This window comes from Streptomyces sp. NBC_01016, assembly GCF_026341035.1.
GTDB lineage: Bacteria > Actinomycetota > Actinomycetes > Streptomycetales > Streptomycetaceae > Streptomyces.
The window spans coordinates 4532259-4553576 of the sequence record NZ_JAPEOQ010000001.1; the positions used below are offsets into that span (position 1 = coordinate 4532259).

At 71.2% G+C, this 21318-nt stretch carries 20 protein-coding genes; 7 read left to right on the forward strand and 13 right to left on the reverse strand.

Features of this window, described 5'->3' with window-relative positions; genetic code table 11:
• Window positions 1–7: 7 nt before the first annotated feature.
• The gene (locus OG746_RS20300; protein ID WP_266716458.1) at window positions 8–1015 is read right to left on the reverse strand and encodes an ornithine cyclodeaminase family protein; all 1008 of its coding nucleotides are present in this window, start codon (window positions 1013–1015) and stop codon (window positions 8–10) included.
• 54 nt (window positions 1016–1069) lie between these two features.
• A complete protein-coding gene (locus OG746_RS20305) occupies window positions 1070–1804 on the reverse strand; it encodes a GbsR/MarR family transcriptional regulator (protein ID WP_266716460.1) in 735 nt (244 codons plus the stop codon).
• A gap of 273 nt (window positions 1805–2077) precedes the next feature.
• Here OG746_RS20305 and OG746_RS20310 point away from each other — a divergent pair, with 273 nt between their 5' ends.
• The gene (locus OG746_RS20310; protein WP_266716462.1) at window positions 2078–2749 is read left to right on the forward strand and encodes a DUF4097 family beta strand repeat-containing protein; all 672 of its coding nucleotides are present in this window, start codon (window positions 2078–2080) and stop codon (window positions 2747–2749) included.
• Between the two features lie 92 nt (window positions 2750–2841).
• Window positions 2842–3645: an alpha/beta fold hydrolase gene (locus tag OG746_RS20315; protein ID WP_266716464.1), complete on the forward strand. Its 804-nt coding sequence runs from the start codon at window positions 2842–2844 to the stop codon at window positions 3643–3645.
• On the opposite strand, the gene OG746_RS20320 is transcribed toward OG746_RS20315, so the two are convergent.
• From OG746_RS20320 to OG746_RS20330, 3 genes are all read right to left on the reverse strand, one after another.
• Window positions 3646–4167: a hypothetical protein gene (locus OG746_RS20320; protein ID WP_266716466.1), complete on the reverse strand. Its 522-nt coding sequence runs from the start codon at window positions 4165–4167 to the stop codon at window positions 3646–3648.
• A gap of 87 nt (window positions 4168–4254) precedes the next feature.
• Entirely contained in the window at window positions 4255–5511 is a 1257-nt protein-coding gene (locus OG746_RS20325; RefSeq protein WP_443063038.1) for an SLC13 family permease, read from the reverse strand.
• A gap of 86 nt (window positions 5512–5597) precedes the next feature.
• A complete protein-coding gene (locus OG746_RS20330; protein ID WP_266716470.1) occupies window positions 5598–6719 on the reverse strand; it encodes a PrpF domain-containing protein in 1122 nt (373 codons plus the stop codon).
• Window positions 6720–7030: 311 nt separating this feature from the next.
• Here OG746_RS20330 and OG746_RS20335 point away from each other — a divergent pair, with 311 nt between their 5' ends.
• Window positions 7031–7984: a LysR family transcriptional regulator gene (locus OG746_RS20335; RefSeq protein ID WP_266716472.1), complete on the forward strand. Its 954-nt coding sequence runs from the start codon at window positions 7031–7033 to the stop codon at window positions 7982–7984.
• Window positions 7985–8027: 43 nt separating this feature from the next.
• Here the strand turns inward: OG746_RS20335 and OG746_RS20340 are convergent, their stop codons facing one another.
• The 7 genes from OG746_RS20340 to OG746_RS20370 all read right to left on the reverse strand — a co-directional run bounded on the left by OG746_RS20340 (window position 8028) and on the right by OG746_RS20370 (window position 17172).
• Window positions 8028–10265, reverse strand: coding sequence for a glycoside hydrolase family 3 N-terminal domain-containing protein (locus tag OG746_RS20340; protein ID WP_266716474.1), 2238 nt, complete (start codon window positions 10263–10265; stop codon window positions 8028–8030).
• A 3-nt stretch (window positions 10266–10268) separates the two neighbouring features.
• Window positions 10269–12197 (reverse strand): cellulase family glycosylhydrolase, encoded by a 1929-nt coding sequence (locus tag OG746_RS20345; protein WP_266716475.1) that lies wholly within the window; start codon window positions 12195–12197, stop codon window positions 10269–10271.
• 56 nt (window positions 12198–12253) lie between these two features.
• Window positions 12254–13276 carry a LacI family DNA-binding transcriptional regulator gene (locus tag OG746_RS20350; protein ID WP_266716476.1) on the reverse strand — a complete coding sequence of 341 codons (1023 nt, stop codon included), beginning with the start codon at window positions 13274–13276 and terminating at the stop codon, window positions 12254–12256.
• 5 nt (window positions 13277–13281) lie between these two features.
• On the reverse strand, window positions 13282–14139 hold the full coding sequence (locus tag OG746_RS20355) for a carbohydrate ABC transporter permease (protein ID WP_266716478.1): 858 nt from the start codon (window positions 14137–14139) through the stop codon (window positions 13282–13284).
• A 41-nt stretch (window positions 14140–14180) separates the two neighbouring features.
• Entirely contained in the window at window positions 14181–15116 is a 936-nt protein-coding gene (locus OG746_RS20360) for a carbohydrate ABC transporter permease (RefSeq protein WP_266716480.1), read from the reverse strand.
• Between the two features lie 102 nt (window positions 15117–15218).
• Window positions 15219–16502 carry an ABC transporter substrate-binding protein gene (locus OG746_RS20365; RefSeq protein ID WP_266716482.1) on the reverse strand — a complete coding sequence of 428 codons (1284 nt, stop codon included), beginning with the start codon at window positions 16500–16502 and terminating at the stop codon, window positions 15219–15221.
• Window positions 16503–16632: 130 nt separating this feature from the next.
• Window positions 16633–17172, reverse strand: a complete 540-nt coding sequence (locus OG746_RS20370) for a GNAT family N-acetyltransferase (protein ID WP_266716484.1) — start codon at window positions 17170–17172, stop codon at window positions 16633–16635.
• 117 nt (window positions 17173–17289) lie between these two features.
• On the opposite strand from OG746_RS20370, the gene OG746_RS20375 reads away from it, so the two are divergent.
• The 3 genes from OG746_RS20375 (at window position 17290) to OG746_RS20385 (ending at window position 19848) form a co-directional block, all read left to right on the forward strand.
• Window positions 17290–18492, forward strand: a complete 1203-nt coding sequence (locus tag OG746_RS20375; protein ID WP_266716486.1) for an NAD(P)/FAD-dependent oxidoreductase — start codon at window positions 17290–17292, stop codon at window positions 18490–18492.
• A 33-nt stretch (window positions 18493–18525) separates the two neighbouring features.
• Complete coding sequence (locus OG746_RS20380; RefSeq protein WP_266716488.1) at window positions 18526–19425, forward strand: RNA polymerase sigma-70 factor; 900 nt, start codon at window positions 18526–18528, stop codon at window positions 19423–19425.
• 84 nt (window positions 19426–19509) lie between these two features.
• Window positions 19510–19848, forward strand: coding sequence for a hypothetical protein (locus OG746_RS20385; protein ID WP_266716489.1), 339 nt, complete (start codon window positions 19510–19512; stop codon window positions 19846–19848).
• 15 nt (window positions 19849–19863) lie between these two features.
• Here OG746_RS20385 and OG746_RS20390 read toward each other — a convergent pair whose 3' ends face one another.
• On the reverse strand, window positions 19864–20598 hold the full coding sequence (locus tag OG746_RS20390; RefSeq protein ID WP_266716490.1) for an SDR family oxidoreductase: 735 nt from the start codon (window positions 20596–20598) through the stop codon (window positions 19864–19866).
• 143 nt (window positions 20599–20741) lie between these two features.
• Here OG746_RS20390 and OG746_RS20395 point away from each other — a divergent pair, with 143 nt between their 5' ends.
• On the forward strand, window positions 20742–21314 hold the full coding sequence (locus OG746_RS20395) for a TetR/AcrR family transcriptional regulator (RefSeq protein ID WP_266716492.1): 573 nt from the start codon (window positions 20742–20744) through the stop codon (window positions 21312–21314).
• The last annotated feature ends 4 nt before the right edge of the window (window positions 21315–21318 follow it).

Genomic DNA, 21318 nt, shown 5'->3' on the forward strand with positions numbered 1-21318 from the left:
GATCGTCCTAAGTGGCAGGGCCGACGCGGTCGTCCGAAGCGGAAGGGCTGACACGGTCGTCCGAAGCGGCAGGACCGACACGGTCGTCCGAAGCCCGCACCGCCGCGTCCGCGACCACCGCGTCCTGCCAGGCCATGCCCGAGCCCTTGAACAGCACGGGCCGGTCGGTGGCGTACTGCGACTCGTCGCGTACGACCCGTGCCATGGGGAGCAGCCGCTCGGCCGGCAGGACGCCCTCCGCCACGGGGATCACGATGTCGCCGCACTCCCGCAGCGCCGTGTCCGGGTCCTCCACGATCACCTGGGCGCGGGCCGCCAGGGCCGAGTCCACCTCGCGGGCGTCGGCGTCGTGCGAACCGACGGCCAGCACGACGGCGTCGTCGCCGAGGAGGGCCGAGTCGAAGAGCGGGGTGGGGGAGGGTGTCGCGCACACCACGAGGTCGGCGCGCCGCACCCACGCCTCGGCGTCCGCCGTCGCCACCACGCTGTCGTCCCCGACCAGCGCCGCATCCGCCCGCGACGGATCCCGTACGACGTACGTCACCTCGGCCAGATCGGCGCCGACATCACGCAACGTCCGTACGTGACCGGCCCCTTGAGGCCCCGCGCCGAACACCACGACCCGCCACCGCCGCCCCGGCCGGGTCAGCAGCGGCAGCACCGCCGCCACCGATACGGCAGGCGTACGCAGCGTGGTCAGCGCCGCGCCGTCGACGACCGCGGCGGGTGCGTACGACGGCGGGCGGAAGACGAGGTGGACGCCCTGGATGCGGGGCAGGCCGCGGTCGGCGTTGGCGGGGACGGCCGAGATCGCCTTCACCCCGACACCGAACGCGGACGCGGCGGGCATCGCGAGCAACTGGCCCTGGTCTTCCGGGAGTTCGAGGATCGAGCGGGGCGGCCCCGCGGCCGCCGGGTCGAGCCCGCCGATGAGTGCCTCGCGGATCGCGGTGACCGCCGCGCGGGGCGGCAGCAGTTTCGTCAGCTCGTCGGCGCCGATGTACTCGATCTGCATCAACCGATCCTGTTCGCGTGGGTGAGAACGGTTGATCACCGTATCGCCGAACGGTCAGTCGGCCGAGCCCGCCGCGTCCCCACCCGCCTCCGGCTTCGTGTGCAGGATGTCGCGCACCTGGTCGGCGGCGCGCAGCATGCTCTCGCTGATGAAATCGCTGAAGCGGGCGATGTTCTCGAGCCGCGCGGCGGCCGGGGATTCGCGGCCGAGGACGGCGACGCCCTGCCGTGCGACCTCGGCGATCTGCGCGGTGCCGCGGGCGCTCGCGATCGTCGACTGGTACCAGACGTCGTCGTCGACGAGATAGCGCTCGCGACGCCCGGCGTCCCGCTCGCGCCGGATCAGGCCCTGTTCCTCGAGAAACGCGATCGACTTGGAGACGGACGCCGGGCTGACCTCCAGGCGCTGCACCAGGTCGGAGGCGGTGAGGCTCCCCGCGTCGCTGGTGAACAGGCACGTCAGCACGCGCGCCGTCATCTTGGGCATGCCCTGCTGCATGAGGAGGGTCGTGAACGTCTCCTCGTACTCGCGCACCGCCTCGTCGTCCCGGCCCGGAGTGTGCGCGGGCCCGCGCGGGACGGCCTGCTTGCGTCGGTGGGCGCGGCGTTCGGTGGCGCGGTGGGCGAGGTCGGAACGGTAGGACGTGGGCCCGCCGTTGCGCATCACCTCGCGGGTGATGGTCGAGGTGGGGCGCTCCAGGCGGCGGGCGATCTCGGCGTAGGCGAGACCGTCGGCGAGCCCGAGTGAGATCTGCTGCCGTTCCTGCTGGGTGAGTCGGCCTCCCGGCATCGCGAGCACCTCTCCGTCTTCCGCGTGTACCTGACCCCGGCAGCGTAGCGTTCATCGCCATCCCAATGCAACGGAATCTTGCGTTCTGTTGCGTTAGATCTCTACCCGTTGCAATGAAAATGCTCTTCTGGCCTGCGGTTAAGCCTTTCCAGTGCAATGTGACTGTTGCTCGATCATGAAACGCAACGTAGCTTTTCACTCATCGGAAACAGCGAGACGAAGAAGCAGCAAAGCAACGAGACGACGCAACAACAACAGCTCAAGGAGCTCACCATGCAGAAGTTCGACACCCCCGCCGCCATCTCCGCCGTCCTGCGTCTCTCCGCCGGACGCGTCCAGGTCATCGCCGCCGACCGCACCGACACCACCGTCGAGGTCCGGCCGGCCGACTCCTCGAAGGGCCGTGACGTGAAGGCCGCCGAGCAGACCACCGTCGAGTTCGCCGACGGCGTCCTGCGGGTCGACGCCCCGGCCGCGAAGAACCAGCTCCTCGGCGCGTCCGGCGCCATCGAGGTGACGGTCCAACTGCCCGCCGGATCCGGCGTCGAGGCCGTCTCCGCCGCCGTCGAGTTCCGCGGCGTCGGACGGCTCGGCGAGCTCGTCTGCGAGGGCGCGCACGGCAACGTAAAGATCGACGAGGCCGCCAGCGTGCGGCTGTCCTCCTCCGCCGGTGATGTCACGGTCGGCCGGCTGACCGGCCCCGCCGAGATCAAGGTGCAGAAGGGCGACATCCGTATCGCCGAGGCCACATCGGGCGCGCTCGACCTGAGCACCCAGATGGGCAACGTGACGGTCGACGCCGCCCCTGGTGTCTCCGCCACCCTCGACGCCGGCACCGGTTACGGCCGGGTCAACAACTCGCTGATGAACTCCGAGGGAGCGAAGGCCCAGCTCACCATCCACGCGAACACCACCCACGGGGACATCACCGCCCGCAGCCTGTGACCCCGCACCACCGCGCGGGGCCCGCCCACTACCTCGGGTGACCGCGGGCCCCGCGCGCACCACCCGCCCGACCCGCCGAACCAGGAGAAGCCATGACGCACCGCACCGCACCCGCGAACGCCGCACCGTGGACCGGCATGGTCCCGGTCGACGACACCGCCCTCGCCGTCACCGACTCCGGCGGCCCCGGAACCCCGGTCGTCTACCTCAACGGCCAGTTCGCCACGCAGGGTTACTGGCGCCGGGTCCTCGCCGACCTCGGCCCGCGGTGGCGGCACATCACCTACGACGAGCGGGCCCGCGGCAGAAAGTCCGGGCGTTCGGCCGACTACTCCTTCGAGGCCGCCGTCCGTGACGTCGACGCGGTCCTCGCCGCCAGGGGTGTCGACCGGGCGGTCCTCGTGGGCTGGTCCTACGGCGCGTACGTCGGCGCGCACTGGGCGAGTCGGAACCCGGAGCGCACCATCGGCGCGGTCCTGGTCGACGGCGCGCAGCCCTACGACTGGCTGGACGAGGCCATGGAGGCCCGGATCCGGACGATGTTCCGGCGTATCGGATGGTTCGCGCCGCTCATCCGCCCGACGGGCCTGGTCCCGCGGATGTCGTCGGCGCAGATGGCCGAGAGCAACATCGAACTCGGCAGGCTCGGCAGCAAGGGCGAGTTGGGTCCCGTGCTCGACGCCATCACCGTCCCGACCCGTTACGTGGTGGCCTCCGGCTCGTCCCTCGGCAGCCGCGGCGACGAGCAGGAACGCATCCGCGCCGGACTGTCCGAAGTCACCGCCCGCAACGCCCACATCGAGATCCACGCCAAGGTCGCCAGCAACCACGGGGTGATCCTGAAGAAGGACCACCGCGCCGTCGCCGAGGCCGTCCGTGCGGTCGCGGCCCGCTGATCAGGGGGAGAGCCCGTGCGTGCCCCGGTAGGGAACCGGCCTGCCGGAGTGCGCGTCGAGCAGGACGCGGTCGCCCAGGGGCTTGCGCAGCCGCACCTCGACCCGTTCCAGCTTTCCCTGCTTCGTGCAGAGGTGTTCGCCGTCCCGGCCGGTGACCGACGCGGACAGCACGACGCTGCCGCGGGTCTCCAACGCGTCCACCGTGGGGCCGTCGTCGCAGACGCCGTGCAGGGCGACGACCGTCACCGACCGCCCGTCGGCGGAGACTTGGAGCAGACGGTTGTGTGGGTAGCCCGGGAGGTCGTGGGCCGGCTTCACCGGGGACCGGGGGGCCATCGACGGGAAGTCCCGTCGCTCGTACGCCCATTGGTCGGCCACCTGCCGGGCCCGCTCGGCGAGCGCGTCCCCGTCGTCGTCCCCGGCCACCTTCTCGCTCCCACAACCGGCCGCGGCGACAAGCCCGATGACGGACAGGGCGACCCCCGCCGACCGCCTGCCGGAGCGAACTGCCCCGATACGCATGTGGCCTCCTGAACGACGACGGCACCCGGGCCTGCGGCCGACTGCTCCGCCCCTGTGACGTCGCAGAGCCGCAATGGGTTCACCGAACTACGACCAGGGCAGGACCAGCGCGCCCCAGGCGACCACAGGCCCGAGGGCCACGATGCCGCCGGTATAGCTGATGACCTGGCGGTAGAAGCGCTGGGAGTCGACTCCGCGGGCGTTGCTCAGGACCAGCGCGCCGTTCGTGGAGAAGGGGGACGTGTCCACGATCGTCGTCGAGACGGCGAGCGCGGCGATCAGGCCTGCGGCGTTGAGGTGGCTGGACAGCAGCAGCGGTACGGCGACGGGGATGATCGCGGTGATGATCGCCGTGGAGGAGGCGAAGGCCGAGGTGATGGCCACGGTGAAGCACAGCAGCAGGGCGACGAAGAGCGGGGCGCCCAGGCCTGCCGCGTGTTCGGAGATGTTCTCGATGATGCCGGCCTTCTCCAGCATGGCGATGTACGTCATCATCCCCGCGACCAGCAGCAGCGTCGACCAGCTGATCCCGTCCACGGCCTTCTCCTGCCGCTTCATGTCCACCAGCGCGAGCAGTGCGCCCGCCGCGAGCGCCAGCAGGCCGATCTCCAGGTGGAAGCCGAGCGCGCCGACGACCAGGACGACCAGGGCGCCGAGGGTGAGCCACTGACGCCAGTCCGGCATGCCGGAGACGGCCAGGTCCGGGTCCTCGGGCGTCGGGTCGGTGTCCTCGGCCAGCGGGGCGGGGCGCTTCGAGAGGAGCGCGTAGGTCACCGCCGAAAGGACCAGGTTGATCACGAAACTGGCGGTGAACAGGGTCACGGGGGACACGTGCAGCGAGGTCTTGTCGACGACGCCCAGCACCAGCGCCCCGGAGACGGCGAGCGGTGAGAACGCCCCCGCGTGGCCGCCGCTGATCACCATCATGCCGACGACCAGCGGGTTCAGCTTGTAGCGGTGGGCGAAGTTCATGCCGATCGGCACGAGGAGCGCGACCGCGGCCGGGGTGAACGTGCCGAAGGCCGTCAGCAGCGCCGCGACCAGGAACAGCACCCACGGAATGAGCGCCACCTTGCCCCGCACCATCCGGACGCCCGCGGTGACGAGCCAGTCGATGGTGCCGTTGCGGCGGGCGACGGAGAACAGATAGGTGACCCCGACGATCGTCACGAAGAGATCCACCGGGAACCCCTCGAAGATCTCCTCCTGCGTGAGGCCGAGAGAGGCGGTGCCGACCACGAAGGTCGCGACGAAGGCGAGGATGCCCAGGTTGATCGGCAGCACGGTGCCGACCACGAACATCACCAACAGGGCGCCTATGGATATCACTTCAGCAGACATCATTGTCCTTGGTGCGGTGGGGACAGGGTCGTACGGTCGGGGACCGGCGGTGCGGGGGTGTGGTGTGTTCGTGTATTCGTGCGTCCCGGTCAGGCGGCCTGCGGCTCGCCGGTTCCGGGTACGTAGATCCGGGCGTCGGCGAGCAGTCGCGCGGCCCGCCGTACGGTGACGCGGCCCGGCAGGCCGTCCCGTACGTCGGAGCAGCGGACCGCCACCACGCCCGCGGGGGTGCCGAGCCGCAGCCAGCCGTCGTCCCGGGCGGCCGCGACCGCGTGGACCACGGAGTCCTGCACGAGGCCCGCGGCGGCGAGGGCGACGGCGGAGGTCAGGCCGATCGCCGGGTGCGGCGCGTTCATGCTGAGCATGCGTACCGACACGTCGTAGTCCTCGGCCGCGACCGGTTCGCCGAGCGTCGTGGTGTACGGCACCGGGGCCCCGACGAGACCCACCTTCGGCACCGCGTCACCGGGTGCACGGCCCGGCTCGACCAGACCCATCAACGGCGCCGCGGCATGCCGGACCGCGCGCAGCCACGGCACATCGGCCCGCACCTGGTCCAGGGACTCGGAGCCGCTCCGCCCCGCCCCGTCGGCGTCGACGAGGACGACCGGGGCTCCGGCGTCCACCATGCTCACGAGGACCGGGTCGGCGTCGGAGACCGGCAGCTTCTGCGTGGCCTGACCGGTCGGGAGCAGGTCGCCCGTGGTGCCGCCCGCCGGGTCGCGGAACGTGAGGTCGACGGCGACACCACCGGCGCGCGTGCCCGGAACGGTCTGCCGTCCGAAGTGCTGCACCACGCCTCCCGTGGTGTCCACGATCCCCTCAAGGACCGCGCCCGTGTTGCTGTTGCGCATGACCACGCGGGTCCGGTCGCCGGCGATCGGCACCATGCCCTTCGCCACCGCGTACAGGGCGACGCCCGTGGCGCAGTTGCCGCAGTTGCTCGTCCACTCCACGGTGGCGTCGCCGATGCCCACCTGGGCGAAGAGATAGTCGATGTCGACGCCCGGCTCGGGCGAGGCGCTGACGATCGCCGCCTTGGAGGTGGTGGGGGTGGCGCCGCCGACCCCGTCCAGTTCCACGGGGTCCGCCGCGCCGTACGCGGCGACCAGCATCCGCGCCAACTCGTCGCGGTCCGCGGGGACATGGACCTGGTGGAACAACCAGCACTTGCTGGTGCCGCCACGCACAAGGGTCGCAGGGATGTGCACGTCTGAGGCTCTTTCTTGATCAGTGGTGAACGCCGGCGGAACGGGCCGTTCCGGCGATTGCCAAGACCATCGCAGAGGTGTGACTTGGGGACAATGGCAGTTCACTTCACTCGGGTTTAGCTGCGCTAAAGTCAGCTAGGGCCTGTCGTTTGGATCAGGCCGGGCTCGCGGGGTCTGGCACGCACGCTCGCGGCGTTGTCGTCGGTCGCCGACGCTCCGCGTCGACTCCCTCCTCCGCCTTGCGATCGCACGCACCAGACCCCGCTCCCTGATCCGGCCTGATCCAAACGACAGGCCCTAGAGTCGGACCCATGCTGAACGTGCGTCGCCTGCTGCTCCTCACCGAGGCCGCCGAGCGCGGCTCGCTCACCGCGGCCGCCGAGGAGCTGGGCATGACCACCTCCGCGGCCTCCCAGCAGATGTCGCTCCTGGAGCAGGAGGCGGGCCAGCCGCTTGTGGAGCGGCTGCCCCGCGGCATCCGGCCCACCCCCGCGGGCGCCGCGCTGGCCGAGCGTGGCCGCGCGGTACGCCGTGAGCTGCGCGCCGCCGAGGCCGACCTGCACTCGTTCGCCGCCCTCGACCAGGGCACGCTGCAACTGGGTTCGTTCCCCACGGCGAGCGCGTCGCTGCTGCCGCTGGCGCTCACCAAGTTCCGCCGCAGCCACACCGGCATCCGTATCGAGGTGCGGGCGGGCGTGCTCGCCGAACTCCGCGAGATGCTGCACACGGGCGAGGTGGAGCAGGCGCTGCTGTGGGACTACGAGTGGAACAGGGTCGACGACCCGGCCCTCGCGCTCACGCATCTCCTCGACGACCCCACGGTGCTGGTCGTCCCCGCCGACTCCCCGCTGCGCGCCCACGCGCCCGTACACCTCGGCGGTCTCGCCGACCAGGAGTGGATCATCCGCGCGGACAACCACCCCGTCGCCGACGTGCTGCGGCGCAGCTGCCGCCAGGCGGGCTTCGAGCCGCGTATCGCGTACGCCTCGCACGACTACCAGGAAGCGCAGGCCATGGTCGCGGCCGGACTCGGCATCGCCCTGGCGCCCCGGCTCGCCCTCACCAGCCGGCGCAGCGACGTCCGGCTCCTGCCCTTCGCCTCCGACGTCGCCGCGCCGACCCGCCGCATCCTCCTCGCCCGCTCCACGTCCCGGCCCGCGACGCCGCCCGCGCAGGCGATGGCGCGCGTCCTGCGCACGGTGGCGCGGCGGTTCGCGGCGCCGGGCCTGGACCGGGCGCAGCTCGGAGCGGTGCGCCGCGGCTGACGCGCAGGAGCCGGTGAGCTGGGCTCCCGCGCGCAAGAGCCGGTCAGACGATCAGCGTCACGGACTGCGTGGAGTCCGAGGAGCGGCCCGTCTCGATCTCGTACGTGCCCGGTTCCACGGCCAGGTCCAGGGATCGAGTCACCGAGGCCAGCACGGTGTCGTCAAGGGGGAAGGCGACCGTGGCCTTCTCACCCGGCTCCAGGTCCACGAGTCGGAAGCCGCGCAGCTCACGGACGCGCGGCCAGGACGTCGCTCCGCCGCCCCGACGCACGTACAGCTGCACGGTCTCGCGGACCGGCCGGTCCCCGGTGTTGGTGACCTCGACCTCGCACACCCCGTCGCGGACGCGCGGCGCGCCGAACTCGGTCGTGGTGTACGACAGTCCGTGTCCGAAGGGGTAGAGCGGGGTGCCGGGTTCGTCCACGTAGCCGCGGAAGCCGTGGTCCTTGGAGTTGTAGAAGACGGGGAGCTGGCCGGAGGAGCGGGGCACCGAGACGGGCAGCCGTCCGCTCGGCTCGCACGCGCCGAGGAGCACGTCCGCGACGGCCCGGCCGCCCCACGGGCCCGGATACCAGGCGCTCACCAACGCCCCTGCCCCGGCCGCGAGTTCGGGCACCGCGTGCGGGCGGCCCTGGATCAGCACCGCCACGCACGGTGTGCCGGTCGCCGCCACCGCCTCGGCGAGCGCCCGCTGCCCGGCGCCGAGCCGGACGTCGGCGAGGTCGACGCCCTCGCCGCAGGTCATCTCCGTCGGGTTGCCGGTGGTGATGACCGCGGCGCCGTTGTCGTCGAAGCGTGTGTCGCCCTCGCGGGCGCTGGAACCGCCGAGCACGAGCACCGCGAGATCGGACGCGGCGGCCAGCTCCACGGCCTCGGCGATCCCGGAACGGTCGTCGCCCACCAGGTCACAGCCGCGCGCATACGTCACGTCCGCTCCGGCCTTCCGCAGCCCGGCGAGCACCGAGACGCCACTGTCCGGCCGCTGTGGCGACGTGTAGTCGCCGATCTGCTGCGGGATCGAGTCGGCGTTCGGGCCGATGACGGCGATGCGCTTCTTGTCGGGCCCGAGGGGAAGCAGCGCCCCGTCGTTGTGCAGGAGCGTGATCGACGCGCGGGCGATCCGCTCGCTCAACTCCGTTGTGTCAACGGCCCGTTCGGGTGCCTCGGTGACGTAGGGGCGCTCGAAGAGGCCGAGCCGGAACTTCAGTGTCAGGATGCGGGCCACTGCCGCGTCGAGGGTCTCCATCGGGACGAGACCGCGCTCCACCGCCGTCCCCAGCTCCGGGAACACTCCGTCCCACAGGCTCAGATCCGTGCCCGCCGACAGTGCGAGCGCCGCCGCCGACGGCCGGTCGCCGGCCAGCCGCACGAGACGGTCGAGTGCGCAGCCGTCGGCCATCACCAGGCCCTCGAAGCCCCAGCGTTCACGGAGCAGCCCGGTGAGGAGGTCGCCGGAGGCCGCACACGGCAGGCCGTCGAACTCGTTGTACGCGGCCATCACGCCAGCCGCCCCCGCCCGTACTCCCGCGAGGGCCGCCGGGAGATGGATCTCGTGCAGCTCGCGGGCGCCGATCTCGGTCGCGGCACTGTTCCGCCCGCCCACCGAACCCCCTTGCCCGGCAAAGTGCTTGAGTACGACGGCCGCCCGGTCCGCGGCGATGGTGTCACCCGTGCCCTGCATCCCCTCCACCAGGGCCTCGGTGAGCCGCGCCGCCAGGTACGGGTCCTCGCCGAAGCACTCCTCGGCGCGGCCCCAGCGCGGGTCCCGCACCAGGTCGAGCGCCGACACGAGCGCGATGTGCCCGCCACGGGCCCGCAGTTCGGCCGCCGCGGCCGCCGCCGTCTCCCGGTACAGGTCCGGGTCCCAAGTGGCGCCGACCGCCAGATTCACCGGAAGCACGGTGCCGTCGAGGGCCTGATGACCGTGCGGCACCTCCTCCACCATCAGGACGGGGATGCCGAGCCGCGTGTTCTCGACGACATGCCGCTGCACGGCGTCCGCGACCCGCGCCCCGTCCGCCGCCGTGATGCCGTCCGTGAAGGTGACACCGGACCACGGGTCGGCCCGCTGCAGGCCGTACAGCGCACCCATCCCGTCGAACCGTGCCACCTCCTCGCGGAAGGCGTCCGTGAGCCGATGCCCCTGCGTCGTGTGCTCGTACGCGTCCCAGCCGTACATCCGCTGGTTGACCTGGCCGACCTTCTCTGTGAGCGTCATCCGGTCGAGCAGGTCACGCACCCGGTCGGCGACCGGCGCGTCCGCGTCCCTGTACAGCTCCATGGGTCAGGCCTCCGTGTCCAGTTCGAGGACCCGCACTCCGTACGGTGCGAGCGTCACCTCGTCGAGCGGCTTGCCGAGGCGGTCGGACGGGCGCACCGTCAGCTCCTCCTCCGCCTGGCTGACCAGCCACAGGAACCGCCGCCCGTCCTCGTGGACGAGGGTGTCCGCGCTGACCAGCGGCGTGTCCACGGTCACCGGACGTGCCGCTCCCGCGACCTCGGCGAGCGCCGCGTACAGCCGGTGCGTCTGCTCCGGGTTCACCCGCGCCGTACGCGCCGCCATGTGCTCCAGCGGGTACGTGGCGAGGACCGCCCGGCCCGCGCCGATCTCGTGCACGAGCAGCGCCGGACGGCCGTGCGCGTCCGTCGCGACGACCCGCGCGCCCTCCGGGACGACCGGCAGCCACGCGCGGCTGTCCTCGTTCCCCGCGACGGGGAAACGCAGCGTCTCACCGGCCCGCACGGATCCGAAGTCCTCGGTGAACGTCATGGCCAGCTCGTCGTCCTCGATCGGCTCCGCCACCCCGTACGACAGCTGCATCTCGACCCCGAACAGGCCGTCCAGGTCGTGGAACCACGGCCCGCGCGTCCCCGGGTGCTCGCCCGAGCAGAACGACAGGTACACCGTCGCCCCCTCGCGCGCCCGCTGCTCCAGACCGCGCCGCGTCCGCGTCGTCAACTGCCGCGTCGACGGCAGCAGATACAGCTGTACGTCACCGTCCTCCGGCAGCCCGTCGACCTCACGGACGAAGCCCACCGGCAGGTCCGCGCCGCGCGCGGCGACGTAGCCCTGCTGGAGCGAGCTGAAGATCAGCGGCCGGTCGGCGGGCCGGCTGTACGGGTAGCCCTTCTCCAGGAACGCCGGGACGACAAGCGCCGCGCCCGCGTCCGTGCGTCGGCAGCGCGGGAAGTCCACGTCCTTCAACACCTCGGCGAACGCCGCGAGTTCACGCAGCGGCTCCTTCGGGCGGCCCGCGCTGTCCGTGATCCCGAAGTGCATCTCGAACGGGTGGTGGTCGTACGGCGACTGCTCCCACAGGTCGTCGTAGTCCGTGTTGTTCCAGGCCATCCAGCCAGTGGCTCCGCCGAGCAGCGAGTTGTGCAGCGTCTGCCGGTAGTAGACGCCCGCGTTGCGCGCGGACACGGTGTCCGTGGAAAGCCCGAACTCCTCCAGGATCACCGGCTTCCCGGTGACCGCGGCCAGCTCGCACTCGAACGCGGCCCGGTAGTGCTGGCGCGTCCTGTCCGTGTCCGAGCGGTAGACGTGCGGACCGACGAAGTCCACGTACGCGTCGGTGTCGCGCAGCGAGAACCCGTTGTCCTTGCCGGTGACCTCGATGCCCCACGCGCCGTCGCCGAGCGACACCGGCTGCGTGGCCCCGGCCGCCACCACGGCCTGACACATGAACTGCGCCCAGGCCGTCACCACGTCGGAGGACGGCGGGTCGACCTGGTAGATCCGGCCGTACCCCGGCATCTCGTTGGTGATCAGCCAGCCGGTCACCGCCGGGTGGTCCTTGAAACGCCGCGTCATCTCGGACGCGAACCACGCCTGCCGGCCGACCATCCACACGTCCTCGTACAGGTCGCGGTTGCCGCGCCAGGCGGGGTCCCAGTTCTCGCCGGACATGTGGCCGACGATGAAGGTGGGGACGGACCCCATGCCCAGTTCCTCGTGCGCGTCGAGGAAGTCCCGGAAGCGGTCGCAGAGTTGCTCGTCGATGCGGTGCGGCTCCGGGTGGAAGTCGGGCCAGTAGAAGAAGGACCGGGTCATGTTCAGACCGTGCTCGTGCAGGGCCCGGAGCTCCTCGCGCACGACGGCGGGGTCGTAGTTCCGCCACATGAGCGGACCGCCGGTGCGGGACCAGTAGTTGGCACCGAGCCAGGGCAGGACGGCGGGGTGGTGGGACAGCTGGGCGCTGTGGCGACGCATGGTGTTCTGCTCCAGAAGGTGGTGCCGAAAAGGTGGAAAGGTAACGGGAGTTGGGTCTACGAACCTGCCGGCCCCGTCGACTCCCGTACGACGAGCCGTGGGCGTTCGGTCAGTTCGGGCGCGGGCACACCCTCCTCGCCGACCTCCGCGAGCAGCGCCCGCGCGGCCGCCGCGCCCACCACGGTCACCCGCTGGTCGACGGTGGTGAGCCGTGGGTGCAGCCAGCGGCCGAGCGGCAGGTCGTCGTAGCCGATGACGGACACATCGCCCGGGACCGAGAGGCCCGCGCGCTGGGCGGCGCCGATGCCGCACATCGCCATCGAGTCGTTGGCGTAGACGATCGCGGTGGGGCGGGGGGAGAGGGCGAGGAGCCGCTCCGTGGCGGCGATCGCGGCCTCGGCGGCGAAGTCCGTGGGGATCACGGCGGCCGGGGCGAGCCCGGACCGGGCGAGGGCATCGGTGAACACGCCCTGCCGGAAACGGGAGTGGACCAGCTCCGGCGGACCGGACACGTAGCCGATCCTCCGGTGGCCGAGGGCGAGCAGATGCTCCACGGCCTCCGTGACACCGGTCTCCTGGTGGCTGAGCATCACCCCGTCCGGGCCGCCGAGCAGCACGAACGGCAGGCCGAGGCGCCGAAGTTGGGCCGGACGCGGGTCGTCGATCCGGCTCTCCGTGAGCACCGCACCGTCCACCCGACCCTCGGCGGCGAACCGCTCGTACAGCCGGCCCTCCTCGGCGACATCCGCGACCAGGTGAAGCAGCAGACCGTAGCCGCGCGGCGCCAGCTCGCTCTCCAGGCCGTTGATCAGCTCGCTGAAGTGCGGGTCCGTGCCCAGGACATCGCTGGGGCGGCGCACCACGAGGGCGATGGTGTGGCTGCGGGAGCGGCGCAGGGCGCTCGCCGCCGCGTTCGGCGACCAGCCGAGGCGGGCCGCGGCGTCCTGCACGCGCTGCCGGGTGGGTTCGGAGATCCGCCCCGTACCGTTGAACACCTTCGACACCGCGGCCGGTGACACCCCGGCCTCGGCCGCCACGTCCTTGATGGTCGGGCGCTTGCCCGACGGCTGCGTCCGCACCGCACTCACATCTTCACCGCGCCACTGACCAGGGCCGTCTGCATCCTCTTCTGCAGCACCGTGTACACGAGCCACACCGGGACGAGGGTGAGCACGGTGCCCGCCGTCAGCACACCGTAGTCCGTGCCGGTCACCGACTTCAGGGTGGGCAGGGCGACTTGGACCGTGCGCAGGTCCGGGTCGGGGCCGATGAGGACGAGGGAGTACAGGTACTCGTTCCAGAAACTCAGGAAGTTGAGGAGCAGCACCGTGGCGATGCCGGGCAGACACATCGGCGTGTAGACGTGGCGCAGCACCGCGAAGGTGGAGGCGCCGTCCATCCGTGCGGCCTCCTCCATCTCCTTCGGGATGGTCCGCATGAACTGCACCAGGATCACCACCGACAGCGGCAGCGCGGTCGCCGGGAGCAGCAGCACCATGAACGTACGGGTGTGGAAGAGGCCCGCGGCGGCCGCGAGCAGGAACGTGGGGAACAGGGCGGCGAACGTCGGGATCAGGAACCCGAGCGAGAACACCTTCTCGATCACCGACGCCGCCCGGCCCTCGGAGCGGGCGAGCGCGAACGCCGCCGGAACCGCGAGCCCGAGCGTCAACGCCAGGGCCACCACGGTCACAAGAGCGGAGTTCACCACCGCGGTGCCGAGGCCCGCGGTCCGGAAGGCCGTCGTGAAGTTGTCGAGGCCGAGCGAGGCCGGCGGCGCCAACGGGCTGCCGAAGATCGCGTCATTGGACTTGAACGAGGACGCGACGAAGTAGTACAGCGGCACCGCGAGCAGCACCGCGTACCCCCACACCAGGATGTGCGCGGGCCACCACGACCGGCCGAACTTCGCATGACTCTTGCTCACATGACTCTTGCTCATGGGAACGCTCATGGGGAAAACAGCTCCGATCGGCTCAAGACTCAGTGGGTGGCGCGGAAGACACGGCGGATGGTCAGCAGGCCCACGAGCCCGGAGAGGAACAGGATCACGCCCACGGCCTGGCTGTATCCGAGGTCCGCCTCGATGAACGCCTTCTGGTAGACGAGGAAGGACAGCGTCGTCGACGAGGTGCCCGGGCCGCCCTGGGTGAGCAGCAGCACGTTCTGGGCGGAGCCGAACAGCGTCCACAGCAGCTGCAGCATCGTCACCACACCCACGTAGTCCCGCACGACCGGGAAGTGGATGCGCCACATCGTCCGCCAGTGCCCCGCCCCGTCCAACTGCGCGGCCTCACCGAGGTCTTCGGGCACGCTGGACAGGCGCGCCGCGAACAGCACGGCGGTGAAACCGATGCCCGCCCAGATGTCCATGGCGATCAGGCAGTACAGGGCCGTCGAGGGGCTGGCCAGCCAGGCGTCGGTGAGCGAGTCGAGGCCGAGCCCCGACAGGGCGCCGTTGAGCAGGCCGTCGGGGGAGAGGGCGGCGTAGAAGACCATCGCCTTCGCCGGCGTGGAGATCAGACCGGGCACGAACAGCAGATACCGGATGACGCGATGGCCCGGCGGCCGCTGCGCCACGTAGTAGCCGATCATGTACGCGCACACGATCATCACCGGCAGCGCGATCACGAGCTGGACCGCGGTGTTGCGCACGGCGGCCCAGAAGGCCGGATCGGCGAAAACGGTACGGAAGTTGTCGAGGCCGGCGAAGGACACCGGCTGGAGCATGCCCGGCCAGTGCAGGGCCGCGATCACGAAGATCGCGACCATCGGGCCGACCATGAACAGCAGGTACCAGACGAGCGCGGGCAGCGCGAGGATCGTGCTGCCCTGGCCGCCCTTGCGGCCGCCGCCGGGCTTTACGGGGGAGGGGGTCCGGCCCGCGGTGGCGGCGGGCCGAGACGTGGTGATCGTCATCGGGGTCGACTTCCGTTCTCGACGTTCTCGGCGTTCTCAGCGGGCTCGACGTTCTCAGCGGGCTCGACGATGTCGGCGCTCTCGGTGTGCTCCACGGCGGGCTCAGGCGGAGCGGTACGCGGATTCCAGCGCCGTACGGATGGCGCGCGCGGAGGTGCCGGGGGTGAAGGCGGTCGACGTCGCCTGGATCAGGGGCTGTGCGGCGGCGGCCGGGATGTACTGGTCCGGGAGCACCACCTGGCCGACGGAGCCGCCGAGTTGCTGCGCCTTCGCCACCAGCGGGAAGTCCGTGCTGAGCGCGTCGGTGACCACCGACATGTCGCGGCCGCCCTCAGTGACGAAGCGGTCCACGACCTCGGGCCGGTACATGAAGCGGATGAACCGCTCGACCGTCTCGATCTTCTTCACCCCGTTCGGGCTGACCCAGAAGCCGGAGACGGTGTACGTGCGCAGGATGGTCGGCTTCTTCTGAGCGGCGCCGTCGGCCAGCGGGAAACCGCCGACCGAAGTGGTCTTGACAACGTTGTCGGGCACGCTGGCGAGGGCCGAGGACATCGCCGACTGCATGGCCGCGTGCCCGGTGTTGAACTGCGTCGTCATCGCGTCCGATGTGAGCCCCTGCGCCTTGTCGGCGAACACCCCGGCGTCGCGCAGATCCACGAAGTACCCGATGCCCTCCTGGGCGCCGCGCGAGCCGCTGAAGTCGCCCGTGCGGTACAGGTGTCGGGCCTCGGCAGGCGTCAGGAACGTCTGGATGACCTGGGCGAGCAGCTTCTGCCCCGTCCAGTCGTTGCCGCCCACCGTGAACGGCGTGATGCCCTTGCCGCGCAACTTCTTTGCGGCGGCGACGAGTTCGTCGGATGTGGCCGGCGGGGCGTCGACCCCGGCGCGCTCAAGGAGTGCGTGATTGAAGGCGATCGGCCAGTTCGTCCCGATGTACGGGAAGGCGCGCAGCCTGCCCTCGGTGTCGGTCCACTCGGTGACTGCCTTCGGGATGATCCGCTCGCGCAGCCCCCAGTCGTCGAGATAGCCGCCGACCGGAACGGTGGCGCCGACCTCGGTCCACGACAGTGTCTTGTCGTAGAGGTTGACCATCACGACATCGGCCTCGGCGCGCGCGAGCCGCGAGGTCTCGTAGACCTGCCCGAGGTCATCGCCGTTGATGAGGTTCTTCACGGTGATGTCCGGGTTTTCCTTGCGGAACTGGTTCACGACCGCGCGGAACGTGGGGGAGCCGGGCGCGTTCCCGCCCATCTGGCTGTGGATCACCAGGGTGTCGGGGTCGGAGCCATAGGCGGAGAACGCACTGCACGCACTGAGCGCGGGCGCCGCCGCAAGGCCCGCACCCAGAGCCATGAAGCCGCGTCGATTCATCGGGGAGCGCAAGGCGGGAGGCCTCCTGTCGCGTTGGTATATCGATATACCTTCGGGGTGCGAGCACCGTAAGCAGGAAGCGGAACGGGGTCAACCCCTTGACGCGGACGACGAGTTGCGCGGGGTGGCCGGGGGGAGGGCTTCAGCCGGACGCCGTGACCGGGGGCCGCATGCCGAGCCACTGCTCGGCGTCCCAGGCCTCGAACCGCTCGACCTCGGTGAATCCCAACTTGGCCGCGAGACGCATCGAGCCGGTGTTGGCGGTCTGGGTGGTGAGCATCACTGGTTCTCCGGGGAGGACGCCGTCTAGCCAGGCGAGCGCCGCCGCGCACGCTTCGGACGCGTACCCGGCCCCCCAGGCCCGCGGCAGGAACAGATAGCCGAGGTCGGCCTTGCCCGCGGCGGCCGGACGTTGATGCATCGGCGCCCTCCGGAGCAGGAGCTGGCCGATCATCGCCCCGTCGAGCTCGACGACGAAGCTCCCGGGCCACCGCTCGGGCACCGCAGGCAGCTCACGCTCGAGCACGTCGCGCGGCCTGGGGCCGCCGAGGTAGGTGTGCACCTCCGGCGAGGCGAGCAACTCGACGAACGCCGCCCGGTCCCGGGCCTCGGACCCGCGGAGCACGAGCCTCTCGGTCCTGATCGGCTCCGGTGGCCAGCTGTTGAGCACCAGTTCGTCCATCGGCGCACGCTAACAGGCGGTCGAAGTGATCCGGGTCACAACGTGTCACAGGGGGTGTGCGGCCGGTGTCTTGAGCTCGAACCGCTCGAACGGCTCGACAACGAGGGAGATTTCATCATGGTTGAGAACACCGACGTGGTGGTGCTCGGCGGCGGATACGCCGGCGTCATGGCGGCCAATCGCCTCACGCAGCGCGACGACGTGACCGTGACGCTGATCAACCCGCGCCCCACCTTCGTCCACCGGGTCCGGCTGCACCAGCTGGTGGGCGGGACCGACGCCGCTGTCGTCGACTACCGCGAGGTCCTGGCGGAGGGGGTTCGGCTGGTGGTCGACAGCGCGACCCGGATCGACGCGGCGGGGCGCGGTGTCGAGCTGGCGGGCGGCAGCGCGGTCCGCTACGACCACCTGGTCTACGCCGTGGGCAGCGGCAGCGCCGACCCGCAGGTGCCGGGGGCGGCCGAGTTCGCCCACCCGATCGCCGCCCTGGAGGACGCGCGGCGGCTGCTGCCCGTCCTCGACGCCGCGCCCGCGTCGGCCGCGGTGACGGTCGTCGGTGCCGGCCCGACAGGCATCGAGACCGCCGCCGAACTGGCGGAGCAGGGCCGCGACGTGACTCTGGTCTGCGGCGGGCTGCTCGGTCCGTATCTGCACCGTCGGGGGCGGCGGTCGGTGGCCGGGCGGCTGGCGGCGCTCGGGGTGAAGGTCGTGGCCGGTCCTGGCACGAAGGTGGCGGCGGTGACATGTGACGCGGTGCGTCTCGCCGACGGCCGGGAGCTGCCGAGCGCCGTGACGATCTGGACCGCGGGCTTCGGCGTGCCGGACCTGGCCGCCCGCAGCGGGCTGAGCGTCGATGCCCTGGGGCGGCTGCTCACGGACGAGACGCTGACGAGCGTGGACGACGACCGCATCGTCGCGGCCGGGGACTCGGCGGCTCCGTCGGGACTGCCGTTGCGAATGAGCTGCCAGACGGCGATGCCGCTGGGCGCGCGGGCCGCCGACACGGTGCTCAGCAGGTTGGCGGGTGAGCGGCCCGAGACCCTCAACCAGTCGTTCGGGGCGCAGTGCATCAGCCTGGGCCGGGGCGTCGGCGTCTTCCAGTTCGGCAACAGGTCCGACGTCGCGGTCTGGTTCCACATCGGCGGTCGCCTCGGCGCGAAGATGAAGGAAGGCGTGTGCAAGGGCATCGTGAAGCACCTGGCCGACGAGGCGCACAAGCCCGGCGGGTACGGCCTGCACCGCATGAAGGGAGGCGCCGGCCGCCGCGAGGCGCTGGAGTCCATGCAGGCCGCGGCGCCGGTCGCCGAACGGGTTTCCTAGATCCGGGCCCGTCGAGGGGGAGAAGATCCAGGCATGAGTGATGACGACGCAGTCGACCGGGCGACCGAGACGTTCGTGGCCCACCGCAATCTGCTCTTCACCGTCGCGTACGAGATGCTCGGCTCAGCGGCCGACGCGGAGGACGTCCTGCAGGAGACCTGGCTCCGGTGGGTCGAGGTCGACCTCGACCAAGTACGCGACCAGCGTGCGTACTTGGTGCGGATCACGACCCGTCAGGCGCTCAACCGGCTGCGCACGATGTCACGGCGCAAGGAGTCGTACGTGGGCCCGTGGCTGCCGGAGCCGCTGCTGACCACACCGGACGTGGCCCAGGACGTCGAACTCGCCGAGAGTGTGTCGATGGCGGTGATGCTGGTCCTGGAGACGTTGTCGCCGACCGAGCGCGTCGTCTTCGTGCTGCGCGAGGTCTTCGACGTCGGATACGACGACGTCGCGGCGGCGGTGGGCAAGACCCCGGCGGCCGTCCGCCAGATCGCGCACCGGGCCCGCCGTCATGTGGACGCCCGGCGGCCGCGCGCCGTGGTGTCCCAGCGCAGGGCGCGGGCTGCCGTGGATTCGTTCCTGCGGGCGCTGGAGGGCGGGGACCTTCAGGGCCTGCTCGATGTGCTCGCGCCCGATGTCGTCTACATGGGCGACGGCGGCGGCGTGAAGCACGCCGCGCTGCGGCCGATCGTCGGCGCCGACAAGGTGGCCCGGCTCCTGGCCGGCGGCCTCGGCAGGAACACGATCCCGGTCGCGTTCGGTCCGGCGACGGTCAACGGCGGGGCGGGGCTGACGATCCACCTGGACGGCGAACTGGACAGCGTCGTCGCGGTCCACGTCGAGGCCGACCGCATCACCGGCATCTACGTCGTCCGCAACCCCGAGAAGCTGTCCCGCACCGCGTCCGAGACCCCGCTCACCCTGCGATGAACGCTCCAGGCGTGAGGCGTGCGCGGCGGGCTTTCTGCTTGAAAGCCCCTCAATTCGTGCCGACTTCAGAGAAAGATCAGTGACATGGAGATCCTTCGGAATGTGTTCCTCGTCTTCCACCTCTTCGGGTTCGCCGCGCTCCTGGGCGGCATCTTCTTCCAACTGCGCGGAAAGGACCCGGTGGCCGGCGGCTACATGCTGAGCAGCGCGGTCGTCCAGCTGGTCACCGGGGTGGGGCTCATATGGACCCGAAGATCCCTCGACCTGCCGGTGGTCGACGCGAAGATGGGGGTGAAGCTGGCCCTGGACGTCCTGGTGGCGGCGATCGCGCTGGCCGGTATGCGCAACAAGCGACCGTGGGCCTTCTACGCCGTGGGGTCGTTCACGGCGGCCGCGGCGGTCGTGGCCGTCGCGTGGACGTAGCCGATGGGCCGGTGTCTAACCCTGCGCCGTCGGCCGGACCACGATGTCGCCGACGTCGACGTTGGCCGGCTGCTCGACGGCGAAGGCGATGGCCTGCGCGATGGACTCCGGCGGGATGCCGATGTCGCCCATGGACGCGGCGAGCCGGTCCTTCACCTCCGGCGCGATGTGGTCGGTGAACTCCGTGCGGGTCATGCCCGGTGAGACGACCGTGACCCGCAGGCTGTCACCTGCCTCCTGGCGCAGGCCTTCGGAGAGGGTGCGCACGGCGTTCTTCGTGGCCGCGTACACCGCCTGTGTCGGGACGATCCGCAGTCCGGCGGTGGAGACGACGTTGACGAAGTGTCCCGAGCCCTGCTCCCGGAAGACCGGCAGCGCGGCCGCGATCCCGTACAGGACGCCCTTGAAGTTGACGTCGATCATGTTCTCCCAGTCCTCGACGCGCAGGTCGTCCAGTGGGGAGATCGGTCCGATCCCGGCGTTGCTCACGAGTGCGTCGAGCCTGCCGAAGCGGCTGCGCGCCAACGCGACGAGTGACGCGAGGTCTTGGCGGACCGTCACATCGGTGCGGATCCAGGCGACTTGGCCGCCTGACTTCTCGATGCGGCCCGCCAGGTCCTCCAGGCGCTCGGTGCGGCGCGCCCCGAGGACGACCTTCGCGCCGCGTTCCGCGAGCAGCAGGGCCGTGGCCTCGCCGATGCCGCTGCCGGCGCCCGTGATCGCCACGACTTTGCCTTCGATTCCAGGCATGGGTGGTCCTTCCCAGGGGAGTGGGTGTGGGCAGGCCGGAGCCGTGCCCCAAAGCGAAAGTGGGGGACTCCCCACTTAGGCTGATGGTGAGACCGTAAGTGGGGTAGCCTCCACTTAGCAAGTGGGCACGAAGGGAACCGGTGATGGACCGAGCCGCGGAGCGGCCGCTCAGGGCGGACGCGCGACGCAACAGGGAGAAGATCCTGGCCGCCGCGGTGCGCGTGTTCACCGAGGACGGCCTCGACGCGCGCCTCGAACACATCGCCAAGGTCGCGGGCGTCGGCAGCGCGACGCTGTACCGCAACTTCCCGACCCGCGAGGCCCTCATCGAAGCGGCCTACCGCAACGAGGTGGCCCAGGTCTGCGAGGCCGCCACCGAGCTGCTCGCGGCGCACCCGCCGTTCGGGGCCCTGCGCGCATGGACCCGCCGCTTCATGGACTACGCGAGCGCCAAGTACGGCATGGCCGACGCCCTGCGCGCCATGGCCGCCGAGGGCGGAAATCCTTACGGGCACAGCCGGGACATGATCGAGGCGTCCATCGCCGAGCTGATGGACGCCTGCAGGCGCGCCGGGGCCATCCGCTCCGACATCCCCACGGGTGACATCTTCGCCGCCCTCGCCGGGATCGCCCTCACCTCCGCCGGGCCCGAACAGCGCGCTCAGGCGGAGCGGCTCCTCGACCTCACCCTGGACGGGCTGAGGCGCACGGACTGAGCGC